We start from the raw sequence: 21,798 nt of genomic DNA on the forward strand, positions 1-21,798 counted from the left end.
TTCGCTGCGCCGGGGGAGAGGGGAAGGAAGAGGCCTCACGATAGCGGTGGCGCCTGCGGCAAAGCGCGCGGCTGCTTCCATCGTCCGGCATTGCGGCCGGCAATCAGCCAGTAGATCAGCCCCCCGACGATGCCGGCGCCGGTGACCACTTCGAGATGGCGGCGTACGATGCCGTCGAAGCGCATCGCCTCGGTATCGAACGGAACGAGGCCCAGATAACAGGCCAGCCCGACCGCCGCGCCGCCGATCGCATAGGCCAGCACGCCGCGGACGTCGAAGGCCTCGGTAATCGTCACCACCGCGACCGCCGGGATAAGTGCAAAGCCGCTGACGAAGATGAAGCCGAAGCCGAGAATGACGTTGAGCGCCGCGGGATCGATGCCGGCGACGTCGATCGAACTGACTTCCGGAAACAGGATCGCGACCACGACAATGGCGCCGGCGATGAAGCAGGCCAGCAGAAACGCAAAGGCGATGACGAACAGGCGGCCGATCAGGGACATCTTAGTCCGTCATCGCCATTGCGCGCAGCGCCTGGCGTTCCCTAGCGGAGAGTTTTTCGGTCTCCGACTTCAACTGGCCGCAGGCGGCGAGGATGTCGCGGCCGCGCGGGGTGCGGACCGGCGAGGAATAGCCGGCGTTGAAGACGTATTCGGAGAATTTCTCGATCTGGTCCCAGTCCGAACATTCGTAGCGCGTACCGGGCCACGGGTTGAACGGGATCAGATTGATCTTGGCGTGGATGCCCTTCAGCATCTTCACCAGCAGCTTGGCGTCTTCCAGCGAATCGTTGATGCCGCGCAGCATGACGTATTCGAAGGTGATGCGGCGGGCGTTCGACGCGCCGGGATAATCGCGGCAGGCCTGCAGCAACTGCTCCAGCGGATATTTCTTGTTGATAGGCACCAGCTCGTTGCGCAATTCGTCGCGAACCGCATGCAGCGAGATCGCCAGTTGCACGCCGATCTCGTCGCCGGTGCGATAGATGTTCGGCACCACGCCGGAGGTCGACAGCGTGATGCGGCGGCGCGAGATGCCGATGCCTTCATTGTCGGCGACGATCAGCAGCGCGTCGCGCACCGCCTCGAAATTATACAAAGGCTCGCCCATGCCCATCATCACCACATTGGTGACGAGGCGGTTGCCATTGGCGGTATCCCGGTCGGCCCAGTCGTTCAGCCGGTCGCGCGCGACCATGATCTGGCCGACGATCTCGCCGGGCGTCAGATTCCGCACCAGCCGCTGGGTGCCGGTATGGCAGAACGAACAAGTCAGCGTGCAGCCGACCTGGCTGGAAACACACAAAGTGCCGCGGTCGGTTTCGGGGATGTAGACGCACTCGACCTCATGGGCCTTCTCGCCCTGGGTGCCGGAGGGCAGCCGCAGCAGCCACTTCCGGGTGCCGTCATTCGAGATCTGCTCGGCCACCACCTCGGGCCGCGCGACGGTGAAGTGCTTTTCCAGCTCGGCCCGCATGTCCTTGGAGATGCTGGACATTTCCGAGAATTCGCGGGCGCCGCGGAGATACATCCAGTGCCATAGCTGCTGGCTGCGCATCTTGCGCTGGGCGGGTGCGACGCCGATCCGGCCAAGCTCGGCGGCGATTTCTGCGCGCGACAGGCCGATCAGCGACGGCTTGGCCAGCGCCACATAGGTCTCCAGCGCAATCTTCTCCAGCGGCGCGTCCTGCGGCAGGACATGCGCAGGGGCGTCGATGGAACCGGCCTCGGCGGAAACAGGGGTCGCTGAAACAAGATTCATGGCGTCGATCTGTGATGTCGCGGAAAGGTCAGCCTCAAATAGGCTGTCCGGCGCCCCCTGAAAAGGCGCTAAATGCGGCAATATTAACGGCGGTCGGTCTGTAGCCCGGATGGAGCGAAGCGCAATCCGGGATTCAGCGTGTCCGACGTTGGCTGGTCCCGGATTTCGCTACGCTCCATCCGGGCTACGATCTATCTGCGGCAATCCTGCGCCAGGCGGTCGAGCGCCTGGGCCAGGCCCTTCAAGGCGAAGGTGTCGGAGGTCTCGGTGCCCTTGGCGGAGACGCCCTTGACGGTGACGTCGGCACTCTTGCGCAAGGCCTCGACCATGCGCTCTTCCTCGGCCGCATTCTTGATCCACAGCCCGTCGCCCTGGGTGTACATCGCATAGCGCGCGCCGCCGACTTCCAGCGTCGATTCCGAGCCGGGCTTCAAGGGATAGCCGATCATGATCGAGACTTCGTTGGTGACCTTCTCGGCCGGGCGGGTCGAGATGAAGGCATAGGCCGGGTCGCGCGGGCGACCGGCGGGGGTGGTCTTCGACGAGGACGGCTTGGCCAGCGCGAAGCAGACCTTCTTGCCGTTCGGGGTCGCGGTGTACGCCCCCCAGGTGCCGAACTGCCCGATCAGGGTCGGCTCGGCATTGCCGCCCGCGGCGCCCGCGGGGGCGCTCGGCTTGGCGGCTGCGGCGGGTTTCGCCGGCGCGGCCTTGGCGCCTTTGGACGCAGGGGTCTGCGCCTGCGCGAAGCTCGCGCCCGCGCCAAACGCCACACTCATCGATACAACTGTCAGGATTAGCCTGAAGGACATGAAGTCTCGATCCCCTATCATTGTGACTGCAAGATGGCCCGAAAAGATGCCCGAATCCCCGCCGTCACGGCGTTTGACTTAACCGGGAAAGCCCAGCTTGGAAAGCAACCGTACGCGTCGCCGACTGAATCAGATTGTCGCGCGGGCGCAAATCCGGCAAGAAGGATTCAACTGTCTCGATCAGAAGGTCAGAATGTCGATGAAGGCTATTCTCTGCTCGCAATTTTGCGAACCCGACGATCTCGTGCTCGCCGATATCGCGGATCCCGTCGCCGCCGAAGGCCAGGTGGTGATCGCGATCAAATCTGCGGCGCTGAATTTCTTCGACATCCTGATGATCCAGGGCAAGTACCAGATCAAGCCGCCATTCCCGTTCTCGCCGGCCGCCGAAGTGGCGGGCGTGATCGACAGCGTCGGCGACGGTGTCACCGATCTGCGCGTCGGCGATCGCGTCATCGCGTCGGTCGGCCACAACGGCGCCCGCGAAAAGATCGCGGTGCCGGCGGCCTCGGTGGTGAAGATTCCCGACAATCTGGATTTCGATCGCGCGGCCGGCTGCATTATTACCTATGGCACCGCGCTGCATGCGCTGGAAGACCGCGCTTCGCCGAAGCCCGGCGAGACGCTGGCCGTGCTCGGCGCCGCTGGCGGCACCGGGCTTGCGGCCTGTGAGTTGGGCGCGCTGATGGGGCTGAAGGTGATTGCCTGCGCGTCATCCGACGAGAAGATCGAATTCGCCAAGCAGCACGGCGCCGAGCTCGGCCTCAACTACGCTACGGAAGATCTCAAGGAAGGCCTGAAGCGCATTACGGCAGGCGAGGGCGCCAATATCATCTTCGATCCGGTCGGCGGCAAATATGCCGAGGCCGCCTTGCGCGCGATCGCCTGGGAAGGCCGCTTCCTGGTGATCGGCTTTGCCGCCGGCGACATTCCGAAAATGCCGCTTAATCTGGCGCTGCTGAAAGGCTGCGACATCCGCGGCGTGTTCTGGGGCGCCTGGGTGAAGAAGAACCCGGCAAAGAACCGCGCCAATCTGGAGAAGCTGGTGCAATGGGCGGCGGAGGGAAAGATATCTTCCCACGTCGATCGCACCTTCCCGCTGGCGCAGACGGCAGAAGCGATGAAGGTACTTGGCGGTCGTCAGGCGATGGGCAAGGTGATCCTGAAGCCGTAGGCGCAACTGTTGCGTCGTCAAAACGACGCCAACCCTCAACCGTCATTGCGAGGAGCACTTGCGACGAAGCAATCCAGTCCTTGCCGAGTTAGTGGCTTCTGGATTGCCGCGTCGCTTCGCTCCTCGCAATGACGGCTGAGAGGCCGTTCGTTCCGAAGTGTCTTACGAGGCGTGGATCGACTTTTCGATATCCGCGATCGAATGGCCCGTCAGATCCTTGGCGATCTCGCCGACCAGGGCTTCTTCAAGCTTCTTGTGATAGTGCTTGCGCATCTCGCCGAGCGTCTTGGGCGCGGCGATGATGACGATCTTGCTGAATTTGCCTGCCAGCACGCGCTTGTTCAGCATGTCGACGATACCGGTCGCGAAGCCGGCTTCCTCGACGCGGCTCTCCTCCGGATTGCCGGCGCTGCTGCCTGCGCCCATGCCCGCAACCACCTCGACATCCTGATCCGAAGCTGCGGTCAGCTTCATCTCGGTCTCGGTGCCGGTGTTGCGGAACAGGTTGAGCTTTTCGCCGTCGGCTACGGCAACATAAGTATCCGTGGGAAGGATCATGGGGATTTCCTGTGATGCGATGGAGTGCCGGGGCGAGTTCACCCGTACGGCTCACAGCACCAATAAATCGGAGCCCCCGAAGTTCCGGTCTGCGGCTGCGGCAATCAGGCCACGTCGCCCTTGTCGAGGCCACGTTCCATCGCCGCCCGCGCCGCTTCGCGGTGCTCGGGGGTGATGTGCGTTGCGACCATGCGCAAAGCGGTCGCAAGAATCGCGGCGTCGTCGCCGAAGCCGAGGATCGGCAACATGTCAGGCACGAAGTCGAACGGCAGGACAAAATAGGCGATGGCGCCGAGTAATGCCGCCTGGACATGGCGCGGCGTCTGCCGGTCGAAGGCACAATAATACGCTGCCAGCAAATCCTCGACGAATGGCAGCTTCACCGCCAAACGCTTCAATTTGTGCCAGAACCGGCGGCGAACGCTTTCCTGGTCCTCCGCCAGCCGGTCGGCAGGCTCGAAACCCACGCTATGGTCGAATGGCATCGGCTTCCTCAGAAGAAGTGCCGCGCTGCGCGGCGGTCCGTGTTCAATTTGGTGATGTTGTCCCGCCGCTGCAAGCGCCGGCAGAGTTACTTCGCGCCGAACGGGGCTGCGATGCTGTTCATCGCCCGGGCCAGATCGACATCCAGCGCCGTCACGCCGCTGGCGTCGTGGGTCGTCAACACCACCTCCACCGTCTTGTAAACATTGCGCCATTCCGGATGGTGGTCGTGCTTCTCCGCGACCAGAGCAACGCGCGCCATGAAGCCGAAGGCCTCGTTGAAGTCCTTGAAGACGAAGGTCTTCGCAATGGCGTCGCGGCCGGTGACCTCGCTCCAGCCACTCAGTTCCTGAAGCGCATTCGCCCGGGCCGTTGCCGTCAGTTTCTCAGCCATGCTCACTCTCCTGTTACCAGAACCCAACATCCGATGACATCGTTCGGATCCATGCCACAATAAGGCAGCAATGCCGGCGCAGGGAACATTCACCCTGTAGACCTAGCTGCACGGTCACCATGCCGCCCACGGAACCGACCGGGGACGATGGAACTTTGTTACACGGCGACTGAACCGCACGGTGGGATGACCTTGAGCCTGAAACGATTGTTTTCCAGATCGATCGTGGACGGTCCCGAAGTGATCGGGCCGGAAGCCCCGCCGTCGCCGCGCACCAACCGGCGCCGCAAGATGATGCTGGTCGTGATCGCCGGTATGCTCGCCATCGTAGCGGCCGTCGCAAGCTCCTATTACTTTGCCATGAAGCCGGTGCCGCTGCGCATCGCGGTGGGGCCGACCAACAGCGATGACGTCAAGGTCGTGCAGGCGCTGGTGCAGGCTTTCTCGCGCGATCACTCCAAGGTGCGGCTGCGGCCAATGTTCACCGACGGCGCCACCGCGAGCGCCAAGGCGCTGGCGGACGGTCAGGCCGATCTCGCCATCATTCGCGGCGATCTGGAAGTACCGAAGAACGCCCGCGCGGTCGCCACCTTGCGCAAGAACGTTGCCGTGCTGTGGGTGCCGGCCGTGGCGAAGGGAAAGAAGGGTGCGCCGAAGATCACCAAGATCGCGCAACTGTCCGGCCGCAAGATCGGCGTGATCGGCAGGACGCCTGCCAATATCAACCTGCTCAACATGGTGCTGCGGCAATACGGCATCGAGCCCGAGAAGGTGCAGACGGTACAGTTCTCGACCACCGAGGTGGCGGAAGCCGTCAAGGACCAGAAGGTCGATGCCTTCCTCGCGGCAGGCCCGGTCAACAGCAAGATCACCTCGGACGCCATCGCCGCCTCGTCGCGCGACGGCGCGCCGACCTTCCTGGCCATCGATGCGGCCGCGGCGATCGCACAGAACTTTCCGGTGTATGAGGCGTCGGAAATTCCCGCCGGCGTATTCGGCGGCTCGCCGGCGCGGCCCGACGATGAAATCAAGACGATCAGTTTCTCACACCACATCGTGGCGCGGCAGGGCCTGACCGATGCCGTGGTGTCGGTGTTCACCCGGCAGTTGTTTTCCATCCGCCAGCAGTTGATCGCCGACTTTCCGCTGGCGGCGAAGATCGAGACGCCGGATACCGACAAGGACGCCGTGATCCCGGTGCATCCCGGCGCGGCGGCCTATGTCGATGGCGAGGAAAAGACCTTTCTCGATCGCTACAGCGATTACATCTGGTGGAGCCTGATGGGGCTTTCCGCGATGGGTTCGGCCGGCGCCTGGTTTGCCAGCTTCATGCGGCGCGACGAACGCAACGCCAACACCTCGCAGCGCGATCGCCTGCTCGACATGCTGGCGGTGGCGCGCAAGAGCAATTCGCTGGAAGACCTCGACCGCATGCAGACCGAGGCCGACCAGATCCTGCGCGATACGCTGAACTGCTACGAATATGGCGCGATCGAGGAGGGCACGCTGACCGCTTTCAACATCGCGCTCGAGCAGTTCCACAATGCGGTCGCCGATCGCAAGGCGCTGATCGACATGGTGCCGCCCGAGCCGGCGCGGCTGAACCGGGTTCAGGTGGCCTGACCTGTCATTCCGGGGCGCGAGCGCACCAGCGCGAGCGAACCCGGAATCCCGACATGGGACGATGAACAATCTGGGATTCCGGGTTCGCGTCCGGCTGTCGCCGTACACGCCCCGGAATGACAATTTTTCACTTCTTCAAATACCGCCAGCCGATCACGACGCCGCTGACCGAGATCGTCATCCCCAGCAGCGACAGCAGCCACACCACGATGTCCCAGGCCGGCCGATGCGCCAGCAGCCACGGAAAATCGAACCGGTGTGGCGCATCGAACAGCCAGCGGTAGGAGCGCCGGTTGCTATCGCTGCGGCCGAGAATGTCGCCGGTCACGGGATCGATGTGAAACCAGCTCTGCGCTTCGTCGTCGAAGCCCGCGCGCAGCACCGGCAATATCCGGGTGTCGTGATGCGCGTACCAGTATGAATCGTACTGCGTCAGCCGCGCTTGCATCGGCATCGCCACCTCCGGCAGCAACGCGCGCGCAGCAGTGAACAGGCGGGCGTCGGTCAATGGCGCAGCGGCGCCGCTGACGGGGTCCCGGACGCTCTGCGCGCCACGCCGATCCGCCAGCAACGTCAAGGGCGTGCCGCCAACCCAGACGTAGCGCGCCTCGACCGCCGCCATCGAAGGCGTTGCCGGCGAGACGGCCGCAATCGTCGGCGCATCATGCCCCGCATAAAGCTGCAGCATCTGCGGCGACGGACCGCGCGCCGTGAACCACGCGCCGGGATTGACCGACAGCCAGCCGGAGAACATCCACGTCAGCACAAAGATGCCGGCGAAAAACCCGGTGACGTGGTGCCAGGCCATCCAACCGCTGTAGGGCGTGATGGCGCCGCCATGGTAGCGCAGCCGCAGCCGCACCCGCAAAATGCCGATCCAGATGCCGCTCACCGCCACCACCAGGCAGATGCCGGAGACCCACAAAATCACCTGACGCCACAACGCGCCGTCCCGGCGCAGCACAGTCGGATAGATCCAGTGCGGGATCGAGCCCAGCCAGTTCCAGACCCGCTCGGTCGCGGTGGTATCGAGCACGACCTCGCCGGAACGCGACGACACGTAGAGCCTTGTGCCGGCGGCATCATTCAGCGCGATCTGGTACAGCGGCCGCAGCGCATCGTAGCGCGCGGTGACGCTCCACTGGTCGCGATCGACCATTTCGATCAGGCGCACGTCGGCTGCGCCGGGATAGTGGCGCGCAACCGCCAGCGCCTGGTTCTCTGTAATGCCGTCGATCACGCGGCCATCGACGGCGGAAATCGTCAGCCGCTTGTCGTCCCAGCCCGTCAGCCGATACACCGGCACGGCGGCAAGCATGGTGAGCCGCAGGTCACGGGGATATCGCGTCGCGCCGGCCGCCGCCATGGCCTGGTCGGGCGACAGCGCAACCTTCGACCACTCGATTTCCGGCAGCGCCGCCAGCCTCTCCTGATCGGAGAGGCCGGGAAATGCGACATACATCATCACCACACCGGAGGCGAACCACATCGCAAACAGCAGGCAGGTGACGATGCCGATCCAGCGGTGGCCGATATACAGCCACCGCCGCAGTTTTCGCGTGACCGCGCGCCGCACCCTAGAACTTCACGTTGACGGCGAGCCGGGCGGTGCGCGGCATGCCGAGGATCCACTGGTTGTCGCTGTAGCTCGACGTCGCGTAGATCTTGTCGAACAGATTGTAGACCCGCAGCGACACCGTGGTGTTGACGTCGGGCTTCCATTGCAGGCCGGCATTGACCAGCGTGTAGGCCGGCATCTCCAGCGTGTTGGCGTTGTCCGCAAAGGTCTTGCCTACGATCTGCACGCCGGCATTGGCGAACCAGTCCGGCGCGAAGGCCCAGCCCAGCCAGACGTTGGAGACGTTCTGCGGCACGTTGACCGGCACGTTGCCGGCATAATTTACCGTGCCGCCGTTGCCCGGCTGCAGGAAGTTATCGTATTTCGCTTTCAGGAATGCGGTATTAGCGTCGATCCGCCAGCCGTGGTCGAGCGCAAGGCCGAGCGAGGCCTCGATGCCGCGTGACGACTGCTGGCCGACCTGCACTACGAGGCCGGGATTGTTGAGATCGCGCGTCAGCAAATTGTTTTTGACGATCTCATAGACCGCCAGCGTCCACTCGCCGCGGCCGCCCCAGAACGATTGCTTGACGCCGATCTCGGCCTGCTTGCCGGTGGCCAGTTCGAATTTCGAATTGGCATTGCTGGCGGTGAGCAGTCCGCCGATCGGATCGGTCGCGGTGGAATACTGGCCGTAGAAGGCGAGATCCCTGACCGGCGTGAACACGGCGCCGGCGCGCCACGAGGTCGCGGAATAGTCTTTGTTGTAGCTGTTGGCGGGGTTGCGCAGATCGGTGCGCTCGACGCTCGGCTGGTCCTGCCGGACGCCTGCGATCAGCGAGAGCTGCTCGGTCACGGCCAGCCGGTTCTCGGCGAAGAAGGCATATTGCGTGGCGACGCTGGAGAAGCCCGGCGTGGTCGGATCCGGGCTGACAAACACGCCGGGGTCGAAACTAAACGGATTGACCGACGACGAGCCGCCGTAGGGCGAATTGTTGGTGTGCTTGAACTCGATGCGGTTGACGTCGAAGCCGGCGACGAACTCGTTCGCCATGCCGAGCACATGGCCCTTGAAGCTCGCGTCCATGCGGTCGCCGATCTGTTGCTGATCGTGGAAAATCTCGAGATAGTCACCGCGATCGATCAGGCCGGTCGCCGGATTGTGCGTATAGATCTCGGCCTCCTTCCAGTGCCGCTTGCTGTACAGATAATACAGCGTGTTGCGGATCGAGACGCCGTCGGCGACCTGCCATTCGGTCTTGACCTGATTCCAGCTGTCCTGGAAGCGGATGGTGCTGTCGCCAACATTGTAGTTCTTGAAGCGCAGGCGTTCGTCGAACTGGCCATTGATCAACGGCGTGCCGAAATAGCGCGACGGGTTGCGATCGCCGTAATCCGTGGAGAGCGTCCAGACGATGTCCTCGGTCTGCTTGATCTGTACCGCCGCGTGGATGGCGACATTCGAATTGTTGTCGCGGTCGACCCAGCCGTCCGACATGTTGCCGGTGGCTGTAAGGCGGTAGGCGACGTCCTTGTTGATCGGGCCGCCCGAGTCCACCGCGATGCGGCGCGTCAAATTGCTGTCGAACGAGATTTCGGCCTGGTTGCGCGGGATCCACGACGGCATCTTGGAGATCACGTTGATGGCGCCGCCGATCGCGCCCTCGCCATACATCACCGATGCCGGGCCGCGCAGCACCTCGATATGCTCGGCCGACCAGGTATCGAACGGGAAGGTGACGGTGCCCGATCCGACATAAAGACGCGTGCCGTCATACAGCGTCTTCACCGAATCGACGCCGGTGAAGCCGCGGCTGCTGAAGGCGACGCCGCCATTGCCGGGCTCTCCGATCGCCGTGATGCCGGTGGCGTTCTGCGTGACCGCGTCGAGCAGGTTCTGCTGGCCGCGTTCGGCCAAGGTCTCGGAAGTAATGATCTCGACGCTGGCCGGGGTCTGCAGCCGCGTCAAATTGAGCCGGCTGCCGGTCGAGGTCGTGCCGGTGAGGTTCAGTGTCGGCGCGGCGAAGCCGGCCGGCCCGCGCGGCGCCTCGACGGGCGCGGCGTTTGTCGCCGCCGAACGGTTGGACCGCGATCGCGTGGCGCGGACGGGGGTGCCGGTGGCGGCGCGACGTTTTGCGGCGGCGGCGGGCGATTGCACCACGACGGGATCGAGCGATTGGGTCGGAGGAGAGCTTTGCGCCCAGCCCGCGGCAGGCACCAGCAGGCAGGAAAACGCGACGGAATACAGGAAAGGATGGCATCGACTGGATGCAGAACGGGCGGAGATCATGATCGACTCGCGGTTACGTGGCACGTCACCGCGAACGAGGTCGATCCATACTTCCAGGGAAATACGGCTCGACACCCACCAGGACACCCCGCCCAATGCGCTTCGCGTGTGACCACGACTGGCGGCAGGTCTCCTGGCTCGCGGGTCAATGCCTGTCACCGCCTTCCCAGACCGCGAGGTCCAGTGGCTGATGGCGAAAGGCTCGCCGCTTACAGTTGCGGGGGCAGCCGCGGAATCGGGACTCGGTCCGAAGAACTCCGCCCTCACCGCATTCCCTTTTGATCCCCGAGGGGAACCGTCTCGATCACGATAGGGTGAGCGATCGATACGAGTCAACGCGCTTGGCGGGCAGCACTGCCCAGCGAACGCGATTGCCGGCCGGCGTTGCCGCAACGCCATGCAAACTCCGGCGACCGCAGCTCGGCCCCCTGTCACAGCCACGTCAATCAACTTCCCTAGAGCCGTTCTCATCAGAGCCTTGCGTCAGGAGTTCGGCATGACCATTCGCCTTTCGCGCCGCCGCTTTCTCTCCACCGCCGCGGCAACCGGCGCATCGCTGGTCGCGATGCCCTATCTCAGCCGCGCCGCCGATCGGCCGATCGTGTCGCATGGTGTGCAGTCCGGCGACATCGGAATGGATAGCGGCATGATCTGGTCGCGCGCCGACCGCGCCGCGCAGATGATGGTCGAGGTCTCCACCACGGAGTCCTTCAAGAACGTTCGCGCGCTGCCGCCGATCGCGGCTCTGCCGGAAAGCGACTTCGCCGCAAAACTACTGCTCGACAATCTGCCGGCCGGGCAGGACATTTTCTACCGCGTCAACTTCCGCGACCTGTCGCACACCGACATCGTCGGCGAGCCCGTCATTGGCCGCTTCCGTACCGCGCCGGCCGACATGCGCGACGTTTCTTTCGTCTGGGGCGGCGACGTGGCAGGTCAGGGCTTTGGCATCAATGCCGAGGACGGCGGCATGAGAACCTTCGCTACCATGCGCAAGCATAGCCCGGATTTCCTGATCCATTCCGGCGATACCATCTATGCCGACGGCGTCATCACCGCAGAGACCAAACTGCGCGATGGCAAGGTCTGGAACAACACCACGACCGTTCCGGAAAAAGCCAAGGTCGCCGAAACGCTTGATGAATTCCGTGCCGCGCACAAATACAATCTGCTCGATGAGCATGTCCGCGCTTTCAACGCGGCGGTCCCGGTGTTCGGCCAGTGGGACGATCACGAGGTCACCAACAACTGGTCGCTGTCGAAGCAATTGTCGGATTCTTACAAGGTCCGCGACATCTCGCTGCTCGCCGCGCGTGGCGCCCGCGCCTTTCACGAGATGTATCCGATCCGCGCAAACCCGACCGAGCCCGGCCGGGTCTACCGCACGCTGAACTATGGCCCGCAACTCGACGTCTTCATGCTCGACGAGCGCAGCTATCGCGGTCCCAACGGCCCGAACCTGCAGGACAGCTATGGGCCGGATGCGTATTTCATCGGACCGGAGCAGATGGCCTGGCTGAAGCGCGCCTTGCTGGCCTCGAAGGCGACGTGGAAAGTGATCGCCTCCGACATGCCGATCGGCATCATCGTCGAGAACGATGCGGTGAATCACACCGGCTCCGAGGCAATCGCGCAGGGCGACGGCCCGGCGCGCGGCCGCGAACTGGAGATCGCCGACATCCTGCGCTTCATCAAGACGGCAGGGATCGTCAACACGGTGTGGCTTACGGCCGACGTGCACTACACCGCAGCCCACTACTACAGCCCCGAGAAGGCCCAGTTCCAGGATTTCGAGCCGTTCTGGCAGTTCGTTTCCGGCCCGTTCCACGCCGGTACTTTCGGGCCCGGCGCAATGGACAATACCTTCGGTCCGGAGGTGAAATTCGTGAAGGCGCCGGGTCCGGGCCAGCAGAACCTGCCGCCCTCGGCCGGGATGCAGTTCTTCGGACACGTCAAAATCGACGGCCAAACCGGCCAAATGACCGTGACTCTGCGTGATCGGGACGATACGGCGCTGTGGGCGACCGTTCTGGACCCGAAAATCACGTAACGGAACAGTGGATTTGCTTGTTTTCCGGCGCGTTCTGACTATATTGCGCCGCAACGCGTCCGAGTACCCGGCCCCTTCTGGCCGGGTTTGCTTTTGGAGGGATTGCCCCAGCGCGTTTTCAGACGAGGCAGAACCGACGACGCGGGAGCGTGAGGCTTGAAGCCGTTTGTCGAACTTGTCTTGTTGAACCGCTCCGGGCACCCAGACCGTAAAACCAGAAGAAGACCTATGAACCTTCGCAACATTGCTATCATCGCCCACGTTGACCACGGCAAGACGACGCTGGTGGACAAGCTGCTGCAGCAGTCCGGCACCTACCGCGACAACCAGCGCCAGGTTGAGCGCGCGATGGATTCGAACGACATCGAAAAAGAGCGCGGCATCACCATTCTCGCCAAGTGCACTTCGGTGCATTGGGAAGATGTCCAGATCAATATCGTCGACACCCCGGGCCATGCCGATTTCGGCGGCGAAGTCGAGCGCATCCTGTCGATGGTCGACGGTGTGATCGTGCTCGTCGACGCCGCGGAAGGCCCGATGCCGCAGACCAAGTTCGTGGTCGGCAAGGCGCTCAAGCTCGGCCTTCGCCCGATCGTCGCGATCAACAAGGTCGATCGCTCGGACGCGCGCATCACCGAAGTCGTGAACGAAGTGTTCGACCTGTTCGCCGCACTCGATGCCACCGACGACCAGCTCGACTTCCCGATCCTGTACGGGTCCGGTCGCAACGGCTGGATGGCCGACAGCCCGGACGCCTCGCATGACGTCGGCATGAAGCCGCTGTTCGATCTCGTCATCAAGCACGTTCCGCCGCCGGTGGTGGAAGAAGGCCCGTTCCGCATGCTCGGCACGATCCTCGAGGCCAACCCCTATCTCGGCCGCATCATCACCGGCCGCATCTCGTCCGGCTCGGTGCGTCCGAACCAGACGGTCAAGGTGCTGTCGCGCGACGGCAAGACCGTGGAAACCGGCCGTATCACGAAGATCCTGGCGTTCCGCGGCCTCGAGCGACAGCCGGTGGAACTGGCGGAAGCCGGTGACATCGTCGCCATCGCCGGCCTGCCCACGGGCACCGTGGCTGATACGTTCTGTGACCCCTCGGTGGATACCCCGATCCAGGCCCAGGCGATCGATCCGCCGACCGTGTCGATGTCCTTCATCGTCAACAACTCGCCGCTGGCCGGCACCGAAGGTACAAAGGTCACCAGCCGCCTGATCCGTGACCGCCTGCTGCGCGAAGCCGAAGGCAACGTCGCGCTCAAGGTTGTCGAAACCGCCGACCGCGACGCGATGGAAGTGTCGGGCCGCGGCGAATTGCAGCTCGCGATCCTGATCGAGAACATGCGCCGCGAGGGCTTCGAGCTCTCGGTGTCGCGTCCGCGCGTCGTGCTGACCAAGGACGAGAACGGCCAGACCCTCGAGCCGGTCGAAGAAGTCGTCATCGACGTCGATGAGGAATTCTCCGGCGTCGTCGTGCAGAAGATGAGCGAACGCAAGGCCGAGATGATCGAGATGCGCCCGTCCGGCGGCAACCGCCTGCGACTGGTGTTCCACGCGCCGACCCGCGGCCTGATCGGCTATCAGGGCGACCTGATGACCGACACCAAGGGCACGGCGATCATGAACCGCCTGTTCCATGCCTACCTGCCCTACAAGGGCGAGATCGCCGGTCGTCGCAACGGCGTGCTGATCTCGAACGATGCCGGCGAGGCCGTGGCCTACGCGATGTTCAAGCTGGAAGATCGCGGCCCGATGATGATCGAGCCCGGCGTGAAGGTCTACAAGGGCATGATCATCGGCGAGCACACCCGCGAGAACGATCTCGAACTCAACGTTCTCAAGGGCAAGCAGCTGTCGAACATCCGCACCACGTCGAAGGACGAAGCGGTTCGCCTGACCCCGCCGATCCGCATGACGCTGGAAAAGGCGCTGGCCTACATCGAGGGTGACGAACTCGTCGAGATCACGCCGAAGTCGATCCGCCTGCGCAAGAAGTTCCTCGACGCTTCCGACCGCAAGCGCGCTGAAAAGTCGAAGGAAGTGGTGGCGTAACGCCACGCTGCTTTTGCTGCGCTTTAAAGAATGCCCGGCTCACGCCGGGCATTCTTGTTTGTTGTGCCTCCGCCCTTGTCATTCCGGGCGCGGACGGCGCCAGCCGACCGCGCCCCGGAATCCCGACATGTTTTGCGCTGAACATCTCCAGATTCCGGGTTAGCTCGGGCTACGCCCTCGCGCCCCGGAATGACAACCTAAACCGGCGCGCCCGCCTGCTTCAGCGGGTCCGCCTTGGCGAATGCCTCCGTCGCCTCGCAGCGTGCCATGATGGCGTCGATCGTCGGCGTTGGCGGCAGCACGAGCTTGTTGACCCGTGCCAGCACGGTAATGCTGCCAAGGCAGATATCGGCCATCGTCACCGCGTCGCCGTGGCAGAACGTGCCGGTCCCGGGCTCGGACGACAGCCGCTTCTCTACTGCCGCGAGGCCGGTGGCGAACCAGTGCGTCATCCAGGCCTTGACCGCGGCGTCGTCGAAGCCGCCGACCCCCGCCAGATATTTGCGCACGCGCGGCACGATCAGCGGATGGGTATCGACCGCCAGCATCTGGGCGATCGCGCGTACGCGCGCGCGGCCGTGCGGATCGGCCGGCAGCAGAGGCGGGGTGGGGTGGGTGTCGTCGAGGAATTCGAGGATTGCCAGCGATTCCGTCAGCGGCGGATAGCCGGTCTCGACCAGCGCCGGGATCGCACCCATCGGATTGATGTTCAGAAACTCCGGGCTGAGCTGCTCGCCGGTATCGAGGTTGATGTCGTGCTCGCGCGCCGTCAACCCCTTGAGGTTGAGCGCGACGCGGACCCGATAGGTCGCTGACGTGCGCCAGAACCCGTAGAGCGCATAGTCGGGTGTGTCAGACATGGAACGTTTCCCTTTGGCTTGGCTTGGATGTCGGATTCCGCCGCTTGAATAATCCAAGCAAGCCGATATCCAGCTGTCGATACAATCACGCGTGACCGACCAATAGGCAACGCGCAGCAATCCGGGATTTGAACCACGGCCATGACCCGCATGCCTTCCGAGATAGATGTCGCCATCGTCGGCGCCGGCGCCGCGGGGCTTGGCGCGGCGCGGGCGCTGCAGGGCTCCGGCCTGTCGGTGATCGTCCTGGAAGCCCGCGACCGCATCTGCGGCCGCGCGCATACCGTGATGGCTGCGCCCGGCATCCCGTTCGACATGGGCTGCGGCTGGCTGCATTCCGCCGACCGCAACTCGTTTGTCGGTATTTCGCAACAGCTCGGCTTCGCGATCAACAAGGCCCGCGCGCCGTGGCGCGAGCAGAGCTACGACAGCACCTTTCCCACGGCCGACCGGATCGATTTTTTCCGTGCGATGGATGCGTTCTACGACCGCGCCGAAACTGCCGCGGAAAACGACACGGACGGCCCCGCCGCTAGCTGCCTCGAACCAGGCAACCGCTGGAATCCGATGATCGACGCCGTCAGCACCTACATCAACGGTTTCGAACTCGACGATGTGTCGCTGCACGACATGGACGCCTATGAGGATACCGAGGTCAATTGGCGGGTGCAGGCGGGCTACGGCGCGCTGATCGCCGCCTACGGCGCGCCGTGTCCGGTGTCGCTGGTTACGCAGGTCCGTGTGATCGATCATGCCGGCCCGCGCATCCGGATCGAGACATCGAAGGGCACGCTCAACGCCGGCCGGGTGATCGTCACCGTGCCGACCAATCTGCTGGCCGATGAAACCATCCGCTTCGATCCGCCGCTGCCGGCGAAGGTCGATGCCGCGCGCGGCCTGCCGCTCGGCACCAACAACAAGGTGTTGCTGGCGCTTGCTGGCGCCGACGCGCTGCCGGGCGATTCAGGCCTGCGCGGGCCGACGGTCAGCGCGCGCGTCGGCAGTTTCCAGATCCGGCCGTTCGGCACGCCCACGATCGAAGGCTTCTATGGCGGCACGTTTGCGCGCGAGCTGGAAGACGCCGGGCCCGGCGCGCTGTCGGCACAGGCCATCGATGAAGTCGTGGCGCTGCTCGGTTCGGATTTTCGCACGCGCCTGTCGCCGCTCGCCGAATCGCGCTGGGCGCATGATCCGTTCGCGCAAGGCGCCTATTCGGCAGCACGCCCCGGCCACGCCGGCGCCCGCGCCATCCTCGCCGCCCCGGTGGATGGCCGGCTGTTCTTCGCAGGCGAAGCGACGTCGGCGAACTTCTTCTCGACCGCGCATGGCGCCAGGGATTCCGGCGAGCGGGCGGCGAGGGAAATCATGGCTACTCTGGTAACGCGCGAAGTGTAGTTGCGCACTACCCGATCACCCGCGCCCGCAATGCTGCATCCGGCATCATGCACACATCGCTTCGCCCAAAAATCCGGTAGCGGTTTTTCGCGAACAGATTGTAGACGGGATCACGCAGCGCCTTCGGCAGCGAGAGCAACACCCGCACCCAGCGCCAGCCCGGCAGCAGCGACAGCGCGGTCAGCGCGTCGTCGGATTTCACATGCGCAATGCCGCCATGGATCACGGCGTTGGTGTCGGGGTTGGCCGGATCGATGCCGACATGGCGGGCGAGGCGGGCACCGTAGTCGGACTGGATCGCGGTAAAACGGAAATGGCCATGGTCGCGGGCCGCAATGAAGCGGATCCAGTGCGAGCAGAACAGGCACACGCCGTCATACAGGATCACGTCGTCGTCAGGCCATGGCTCGGTCACGGTCGGTCCCATCGCATTTGCATCTGTAGCCGGGCGTACCGGTGCTCAGCGGTCGTCCGAATTCCGATGTTAAGCCATCCGTCCGCAGGACGAAATTGGCGCGCCGCACGACCGCGAATCACCTGCGCCGCCGCGGTCTGATTCGCTGACATGGCGATGGCCCGTTTCGCAATTGGACACATCGGCCCGCCGGAACTGTCCCGAGCGCCCGGCTGGGACCCGGAGTGTATTTTTTTGAAACATTCGCATTGCACACTGATGCGTGAAATCCACACGGTAACCTATAATTAACGATACAGCTTGAACACGGCGCGCTGACTTGCTTTGATTGGCTCATGAGCACAACCCTGATCGAGGTTCGACCGGCCAAAGCTGCGGATGCCTCCGCGGTGGCGTCCACGCATGATGAAGCCTGGCGTTCGGCCTATCAGGGACTGATCCCCGGTGCCGAGCTGGAAAAGCTTATCAACCGCCGCGGTCCGCAATGGTGGGATTCGGCGATCCGTAAGGGCAGCCGCGTCAGCGTGCTGTGCTTCGGCGACAAGGTCGCCGGCTACGCCAATTACGGCCGCAACCGCGCCCGCAGCCTGCAGTTCGAGGGCGAGATCTACGAGATCTATCTGCGTCCGGAATTCCAGGGCCTGGGCTTCGGCCGCCGGCTGTTCACCTCCGCCAAGCGCGATCTGGCGCAGAGCGGGCTGAAGAGCATGGTGATCTGGGCCCTGTCCGACAATGAAGGCGCTACCGAATTCTACCGCGCCCTCGGCGGGCGCATGGTGGCGCGCTCCTCGGAGCGTTTCGGGGCCAAGTCGCTCGACAAGGTCGCCTTCGCCTGGACCAATTAAGCCATTAAATCTATTCGGCCATTCAGCCCTTTGCGGGCGTTGAATCCGGCCGCGTGGCGGGCTACGCCTGTCGCAATCATTGTTTCCAGATCCGGAGTTTCCGATGCGCCTTGACGCAATCCCGACCGGCGCCAAGGCGCCGCACGAAGTAAATGTTGTGATCGAAGTCCAGGTCGGCGGCGAGCCGATCAAATATGAGATGGACAAGGAATCCGGCGCGCTGTTCGTCGATCGCTTCCTCTACACGCCGATGCGTTACCCGGGCAATTACGGCTTCATTCCGCACACCCTCTCCGGCGACGGCGACCCGTGCGACGTGCTGGTCGCCAACACCCGCGCCATCGTGCCCGGCGCCGTGATGGCCTGCCGTCCGGTCGGCGTGCTGCTGATGGAAGACGAAGGTGGTCAGGATGAGAAGATCATCGCCGTGCCGACCTCGAAGCTCACCCAGCGCTACGACAAGGTGCAGAATTACAGCGACCTGCCGGAAATCACCCTGCAGCAGATCCAGCACTTCTTCGAGCACTACAAGGATCTCGAGCCCGGCAAGTGGGTCAAGGTGGTGCGCTGGGGCGATGCTGCCGACGCCCACCGCCTGATCCTCGAAGGCATGGAGCGAGCCAAGGCCGCGAAGAAGTAGGTTTCACTCTTCGAAAGCGCGGTCGGTAGCCCGGATGGCAATCCGGGGCCGGCCTGTCCGCTATCCCCGGATTGGATCGTCCCGCCGCTGAAGCGGCGTGACGGTTTCATCCGGGCTACGCTCAAACCGCCGGCTTGGCCAGCCCGTGGATCGCGCAGGCGGCGCGCAGCGTGTTGACCAGGAGGCAGGCCACCGTCATCTGGCCGACGCCGCCCGGCACCGGCGTGATCGCGCCGGCCACTTCCAGCGCCTCCGCATAAGCGACATCGCCGACCAGCCGCGTCTTGCCGTCTTCGCCGGGCAGCCGGTTGATGCCGACATCGATCACGGTGGCGCCCGGTTTGATCCAGTCGCCGCGCACCATTTCCGGCCGGCCGACCGCGGCATAGACCAGATCGGCCTGCGCGCAGAGCTTCGCCAGATCGCGCGAGCGCGAATGCGCGATGGTCACGGTGGCGTTCTCGTTCAACAGCAATTGCACCAGCGGCCGGCCGACCAGATTGGAGCGGCCGATCACGATGGCATTCATGCCTTCCAGCGAGGGATGCACGCTCTTGGTCAGGATGATGCAGCCGAGCGGCGTGCAGGGCGACAGCGCCGGCAGCCCGCCGGCCAGCCGCCCGGCATTGTTGGGATGCAGCCCGTCGACGTCCTTGGAGGGATCGATGCCGTTGACCACGGCGTCGGTGTCGAGCCCCTTGGGCAGCGGCAACTGTACCAGGATGCCGTGCACGGTGGGATCGGCGTTGAGTTTGGCCACAAGCGCTAGCAGGTCGGCCTGCTTCACGTCGGCCGGCAGCCGGTGCTCGAATGACGCCATGCCGGCGGCCTGGGTCTGCTTGTGCTTGCTGCGGACATAGACCTCGGAGGCCGGGTCGGCGCCGACCAGCACCACCGCGAGGCCCGGCGTCAGGCCGTGGTCGCGCTTGACCCGCGCGACTTCGCCGGCGACGCGCTCGCGCAGTTCAGCGGCAATGATCTTTCCATCGATGATGCGGGCGGTCATGTCGGGTCCTGTTCGCTGGATTTTGCAGGCTTTGCTGCGGTAATGCTGCGCAGCAATTCGCCGAGTTTCCGGGGATCGCCGTCTACGGCGACCTGCTTCTGCCGCGAGGTGGTGCCGGAAAGCACCCGGACGTCGCGTTTTCGCACGCCGAGAACCTTTGCGAGCAGGTCGGTGACGGCGCGGTTGGCCTCGCCGCCCTCGGCGATGGCGCGGACCCGCACTTTCACTACCGGGCGGCCGTCGGACAGCGTCTCGATGCCGTCGATGTCGTCGCGGCCGCCGCGTGGCGTCACGCGCAAGGCGATGCTGATCCCGTCGGCCGAGTAGCGCCAGGGATCAGCCATGGCGAGGTCAGATCACGTTCGGGTAGATATAATAGGTGATGACCCGCTGCAGGAACATGATGATCAGGATCAGCACGATGGGCGAAATGTCGAGGCCGCCGAGGCTCGGCAGCGCCCGGCGGATCGGACCCAGCACCGGCTCGGTGATGCGAAACAGGAATTCGGCGATCGCCGAAACGAACTGGTTGCGGGTGTTCACCACGTTGAAGGCGATCAGCCAGGACAGGATCGCCGAGGCAATCAGCAGCCAGACGTAGAGATCGAGAACGATCAGCACGATATCGAGAACGGCACGCATGATGGGGAGGACTCGCGGGGTTGGTCGTGGATTCGACTGTCCGGTAAATATCGTCTCGGCCCCCTGCAAACAAGGGAACCGGGCGGCAAAAGCGCCATGACAACGGGCGATTGCGGTCGTTCTTGACTTGCCGTTAACAGGGATTGTAAATGGCGCCGATTGCAGACCGCGCGGTGCGCAGCCGGTCCGCATCGGGGCCATAGCTCAGCTGGGAGAGCGCGTCGTTCGCAATGACGAGGTCGGCGGTTCGATCCCGCCTGGCTCCACCATCCTTCGCTTGCTTCGCAAGCTCCGGCTCGGCAAGCCACTCAGTCCCATCGAAAGCGAAGCAAGCGAAGGATGTCGCGCCGTAGCCCGAAGGGCGCAGGCGGACCTCGGCTCAATCGCCTCACGCCCTCCGCAACTGCAATCTCGCCACCGCCCCCGCCACAAATCCCCGCGGAAAGAACCGCAGCAGGAACGGCACCATCTTAATGCCGAGGCCCGGCAACACGACGCGCTTGCCCGCCATCAGCCCGCGATAACCGGCCTCGGCGACGTCGGCCGCCGAAACATTGAGGATGGCCGAATCCAGCCCCGGCTCGAAACCGGCGCGCTTCTGAAATTCGGACGGGACCGGCCCCGGGCACAGCGCGGTGACGCGGACGCCCTTGGAGCCGAGCTCCTGATGCAGCGCTTCGGTGAAATGCAGCACATAGGCCTTGCTGGCGTAATACACCGCCATCCCCGGACCCGGCATGAAGCTGGCGATCGAGGCGACGTTGAGGATGCCGCCCTTGTTGCGGATGATGCTATCGGCAAATCGCAGCGACAGGTCGGTCAGCACCCGGACATTGACGTCCACCATGCCGAGTTGCTGCGTGCGGTCCATCTCGGTGGCGAGGCCGAACATGCCGAAGCCGGCATCGTTGACGATATACTCGACCTCGACCCCTGCCTGCGTCAGGGCGGCGGCGATCTGGTCGCCGGCATCGTGCGCTTCGAGATCGCAGGTAATCAGGAGCGGGGCCGTGCCGCCCCGGGCGACAATTTCGTCGGCCAGCGCCTGCAGTCGGTCGGCGCGGCGGGCAACCAATGCCAGCCTATGACGATGTGACGCGAACACTCGGGCCAGTTCGGTGCCAATGCCCGACGAGGCTCCGGTGATCAACGCCACGCGCTCAGTCACAATGCGATGCTCTTGCGAAAACGATCACAGGCAGGGTCTCGAAATGAACGATCCTCTTTTAATATAGGGATACGG

At 64.1% G+C, this 21,798-nt stretch carries 21 protein-coding genes, 1 tRNA gene and 1 riboswitch; of the genes, 8 read left to right on the forward strand and 14 right to left on the reverse strand.

Annotation, left to right across the window (positions count from 1 at the left end; all coding sequences use genetic code 11):
* Nucleotides 1-35 precede the first annotated feature (35 nt).
* From FNL56_RS02775 to FNL56_RS02785, 3 genes are all read right to left on the reverse strand, one after another.
* On the reverse strand, nt 36-503 hold the full coding sequence (locus FNL56_RS02775; protein ID WP_143571491.1) for a hypothetical protein: 468 nt from the start codon (nt 501-503) through the stop codon (nt 36-38).
* Nucleotide 504: 1 nt separating this feature from the next.
* Nucleotides 505-1,761, reverse strand: coding sequence for a 23S rRNA (adenine(2503)-C(2))-methyltransferase RlmN (gene rlmN / locus FNL56_RS02780; protein WP_143571492.1), 1,257 nt, complete (start codon nt 1,759-1,761; stop codon nt 505-507).
* A 191-nt stretch (nt 1,762-1,952) separates the two neighbouring features.
* A complete protein-coding gene (locus FNL56_RS02785; RefSeq protein ID WP_246661053.1) occupies nt 1,953-2,537 on the reverse strand; it encodes an invasion associated locus B family protein in 585 nt (194 codons plus the stop codon).
* A 232-nt stretch (nt 2,538-2,769) separates the two neighbouring features.
* On the opposite strand from FNL56_RS02785, the gene FNL56_RS02790 reads away from it, so the two are divergent.
* A complete protein-coding gene (locus FNL56_RS02790; RefSeq protein ID WP_143575995.1) occupies nt 2,770-3,744 on the forward strand; it encodes an NADPH:quinone oxidoreductase family protein in 975 nt (324 codons plus the stop codon).
* Between the two features lie 162 nt (nt 3,745-3,906).
* Here the strand turns inward: FNL56_RS02790 and FNL56_RS02795 are convergent, their stop codons facing one another.
* From FNL56_RS02795 to FNL56_RS02805, 3 genes are all read right to left on the reverse strand, one after another.
* Nucleotides 3,907-4,302, reverse strand: a complete 396-nt coding sequence (locus FNL56_RS02795; protein ID WP_143571494.1) for a host attachment family protein — start codon at nt 4,300-4,302, stop codon at nt 3,907-3,909.
* Between the two features lie 104 nt (nt 4,303-4,406).
* Nucleotides 4,407-4,787: a YkvA family protein gene (locus FNL56_RS02800; RefSeq protein WP_143577450.1), complete on the reverse strand. Its 381-nt coding sequence runs from the start codon at nt 4,785-4,787 to the stop codon at nt 4,407-4,409.
* Nucleotides 4,788-4,873: 86 nt separating this feature from the next.
* The gene (locus FNL56_RS02805; RefSeq protein WP_143571496.1) at nt 4,874-5,179 is read right to left on the reverse strand and encodes a 4a-hydroxytetrahydrobiopterin dehydratase; all 306 of its coding nucleotides are present in this window, start codon (nt 5,177-5,179) and stop codon (nt 4,874-4,876) included.
* A 294-nt stretch (nt 5,180-5,473) separates the two neighbouring features.
* On the opposite strand from FNL56_RS02805, the gene FNL56_RS02810 reads away from it, so the two are divergent.
* Entirely contained in the window at nt 5,474-6,802 is a 1,329-nt protein-coding gene (locus FNL56_RS02810; protein WP_246661054.1) for a TAXI family TRAP transporter solute-binding subunit, read from the forward strand.
* Between the two features lie 127 nt (nt 6,803-6,929).
* Here the strand turns inward: FNL56_RS02810 and FNL56_RS02815 are convergent, their stop codons facing one another.
* Together FNL56_RS02815 and FNL56_RS02820 are read right to left on the reverse strand one after the other, a co-directional pair.
* Entirely contained in the window at nt 6,930-8,378 is a 1,449-nt protein-coding gene (locus FNL56_RS02815) for a PepSY domain-containing protein (RefSeq protein WP_143571498.1), read from the reverse strand.
* A 1-nt stretch (nt 8,379) separates the two neighbouring features.
* The gene (locus FNL56_RS02820) at nt 8,380-10,725 is read right to left on the reverse strand and encodes a TonB-dependent receptor (protein ID WP_365947503.1); all 2,346 of its coding nucleotides are present in this window, start codon (nt 10,723-10,725) and stop codon (nt 8,380-8,382) included.
* 31 nt (nt 10,726-10,756) lie between these two features.
* Nucleotides 10,757-10,965, reverse strand: a riboswitch (cobalamin riboswitch).
* 181 nt (nt 10,966-11,146) lie between these two features.
* Here FNL56_RS02820 and FNL56_RS02825 point away from each other — a divergent pair.
* Together FNL56_RS02825 and typA are read left to right on the forward strand one after the other, a co-directional pair.
* The gene (locus FNL56_RS02825) at nt 11,147-12,700 is read left to right on the forward strand and encodes an alkaline phosphatase D family protein (RefSeq protein WP_143577453.1); all 1,554 of its coding nucleotides are present in this window, start codon (nt 11,147-11,149) and stop codon (nt 12,698-12,700) included.
* 228 nt (nt 12,701-12,928) lie between these two features.
* On the forward strand, nt 12,929-14,752 hold the full coding sequence (gene typA, locus FNL56_RS02830) for a translational GTPase TypA (protein WP_143571501.1): 1,824 nt from the start codon (nt 12,929-12,931) through the stop codon (nt 14,750-14,752).
* A 197-nt stretch (nt 14,753-14,949) separates the two neighbouring features.
* On the opposite strand, the gene maiA is transcribed toward typA, so the two are convergent.
* Nucleotides 14,950-15,612: a maleylacetoacetate isomerase gene (maiA, locus tag FNL56_RS02835; RefSeq protein ID WP_143571502.1), complete on the reverse strand. Its 663-nt coding sequence runs from the start codon at nt 15,610-15,612 to the stop codon at nt 14,950-14,952.
* Between the two features lie 141 nt (nt 15,613-15,753).
* Here maiA and FNL56_RS02840 point away from each other — a divergent pair, with 141 nt between their 5' ends.
* Complete coding sequence (locus tag FNL56_RS02840; protein ID WP_143577454.1) at nt 15,754-17,007, forward strand: flavin monoamine oxidase family protein; 1,254 nt, start codon at nt 15,754-15,756, stop codon at nt 17,005-17,007.
* 7 nt (nt 17,008-17,014) lie between these two features.
* Here FNL56_RS02840 and FNL56_RS02845 read toward each other — a convergent pair whose 3' ends face one another.
* On the reverse strand, nt 17,015-17,422 hold the full coding sequence (locus FNL56_RS02845) for a thiol-disulfide oxidoreductase DCC family protein (RefSeq protein WP_246660839.1): 408 nt from the start codon (nt 17,420-17,422) through the stop codon (nt 17,015-17,017).
* Between the two features lie 335 nt (nt 17,423-17,757).
* Here FNL56_RS02845 and FNL56_RS02850 point away from each other — a divergent pair, with 335 nt between their 5' ends.
* The gene (locus tag FNL56_RS02850; protein WP_143571505.1) at nt 17,758-18,267 is read left to right on the forward strand and encodes a GNAT family N-acetyltransferase; all 510 of its coding nucleotides are present in this window, start codon (nt 17,758-17,760) and stop codon (nt 18,265-18,267) included.
* Nucleotides 18,268-18,370: 103 nt separating this feature from the next.
* The gene (ppa, locus tag FNL56_RS02855) at nt 18,371-18,907 is read left to right on the forward strand and encodes an inorganic diphosphatase (protein ID WP_143571506.1); all 537 of its coding nucleotides are present in this window, start codon (nt 18,371-18,373) and stop codon (nt 18,905-18,907) included.
* 121 nt (nt 18,908-19,028) lie between these two features.
* On the opposite strand, the gene folD is transcribed toward ppa, so the two are convergent.
* Genes folD through FNL56_RS02870 form a run of 3 tightly spaced genes read right to left on the reverse strand, consistent with a single transcriptional unit; the run spans nt 19,029 to nt 20,555 of the window.
* Nucleotides 19,029-19,913 carry a bifunctional methylenetetrahydrofolate dehydrogenase/methenyltetrahydrofolate cyclohydrolase FolD gene (gene folD / locus FNL56_RS02860; protein ID WP_143571507.1) on the reverse strand — a complete coding sequence of 295 codons (885 nt, stop codon included), beginning with the start codon at nt 19,911-19,913 and terminating at the stop codon, nt 19,029-19,031.
* Nucleotides 19,910-20,257: a DUF167 domain-containing protein gene (locus FNL56_RS02865; protein ID WP_143571508.1), complete on the reverse strand. Its 348-nt coding sequence runs from the start codon at nt 20,255-20,257 to the stop codon at nt 19,910-19,912. The genes folD and FNL56_RS02865 overlap by 4 nt, the downstream gene beginning before the upstream one ends.
* 7 nt (nt 20,258-20,264) lie before the next feature.
* Entirely contained in the window at nt 20,265-20,555 is a 291-nt protein-coding gene (locus tag FNL56_RS02870; protein ID WP_143571509.1) for a YggT family protein, read from the reverse strand.
* Nucleotides 20,556-20,748: 193 nt separating this feature from the next.
* Between FNL56_RS02870 and FNL56_RS02875 the strand changes: the two genes are divergently transcribed.
* Nucleotides 20,749-20,824 (forward strand) — tRNA-Ala (locus tag FNL56_RS02875).
* Between the two features lie 119 nt (nt 20,825-20,943).
* Here FNL56_RS02875 and FNL56_RS02880 read toward each other — a convergent pair.
* Nucleotides 20,944-21,723: an SDR family NAD(P)-dependent oxidoreductase gene (locus FNL56_RS02880; protein WP_143571510.1), complete on the reverse strand. Its 780-nt coding sequence runs from the start codon at nt 21,721-21,723 to the stop codon at nt 20,944-20,946.
* Between the last annotated feature and the right edge of the window lie 75 nt (nt 21,724-21,798).

This window comes from Tardiphaga sp. vice304 (genome assembly GCF_007018905.1).
GTDB lineage: Bacteria > Pseudomonadota > Alphaproteobacteria > Rhizobiales > Xanthobacteraceae > Tardiphaga.

Coding starts and splice junctions, on each gene's coding strand:
- FNL56_RS02840 (WP_143577454.1), top strand. CDS start 15,754: ATGACCCGCATGCCTTCCGAGATAGATGTCGCCATCGTCGGCGCCGGC.
- FNL56_RS02810 (WP_246661054.1), top strand. CDS start 5,474: ATGCTGGTCGTGATCGCCGGTATGCTCGCCATCGTAGCGGCCGTCGCA.
- FNL56_RS02850 (WP_143571505.1), top strand. CDS start 17,758: ATGAGCACAACCCTGATCGAGGTTCGACCGGCCAAAGCTGCGGATGCC.
- FNL56_RS02785 (WP_246661053.1), bottom strand. CDS start 2,537: ATGAGTGTGGCGTTTGGCGCGGGCGCGAGCTTCGCGCAGGCGCAGACC.
- FNL56_RS02795 (WP_143571494.1), bottom strand. CDS start 4,302: ATGATCCTTCCCACGGATACTTATGTTGCCGTAGCCGACGGCGAAAAG.
- FNL56_RS02805 (WP_143571496.1), bottom strand. CDS start 5,179: ATGGCTGAGAAACTGACGGCAACGGCCCGGGCGAATGCGCTTCAGGAA.
- FNL56_RS02870 (WP_143571509.1), bottom strand. CDS start 20,555: ATGCGTGCCGTTCTCGATATCGTGCTGATCGTTCTCGATCTCTACGTC.
- ppa (WP_143571506.1), top strand. CDS start 18,371: ATGCGCCTTGACGCAATCCCGACCGGCGCCAAGGCGCCGCACGAAGTA.
- FNL56_RS02865 (WP_143571508.1), bottom strand. CDS start 20,257: ATGGCTGATCCCTGGCGCTACTCGGCCGACGGGATCAGCATCGCCTTG.
- FNL56_RS02800 (WP_143577450.1), bottom strand. CDS start 4,787: ATGCCATTCGACCATAGCGTGGGTTTCGAGCCTGCCGACCGGCTGGCG.
- maiA (WP_143571502.1), bottom strand. CDS start 15,612: ATGTCTGACACACCCGACTATGCGCTCTACGGGTTCTGGCGCACGTCA.
- typA (WP_143571501.1), top strand. CDS start 12,929: ATGAACCTTCGCAACATTGCTATCATCGCCCACGTTGACCACGGCAAG.
- folD (WP_143571507.1), bottom strand. CDS start 19,913: ATGACCGCCCGCATCATCGATGGAAAGATCATTGCCGCTGAACTGCGC.
- FNL56_RS02790 (WP_143575995.1), top strand. CDS start 2,770: ATGAAGGCTATTCTCTGCTCGCAATTTTGCGAACCCGACGATCTCGTG.
- FNL56_RS02775 (WP_143571491.1), bottom strand. CDS start 503: ATGTCCCTGATCGGCCGCCTGTTCGTCATCGCCTTTGCGTTTCTGCTG.
- FNL56_RS02825 (WP_143577453.1), top strand. CDS start 11,147: ATGACCATTCGCCTTTCGCGCCGCCGCTTTCTCTCCACCGCCGCGGCA.
- rlmN (WP_143571492.1), bottom strand. CDS start 1,761: ATGAATCTTGTTTCAGCGACCCCTGTTTCCGCCGAGGCCGGTTCCATC.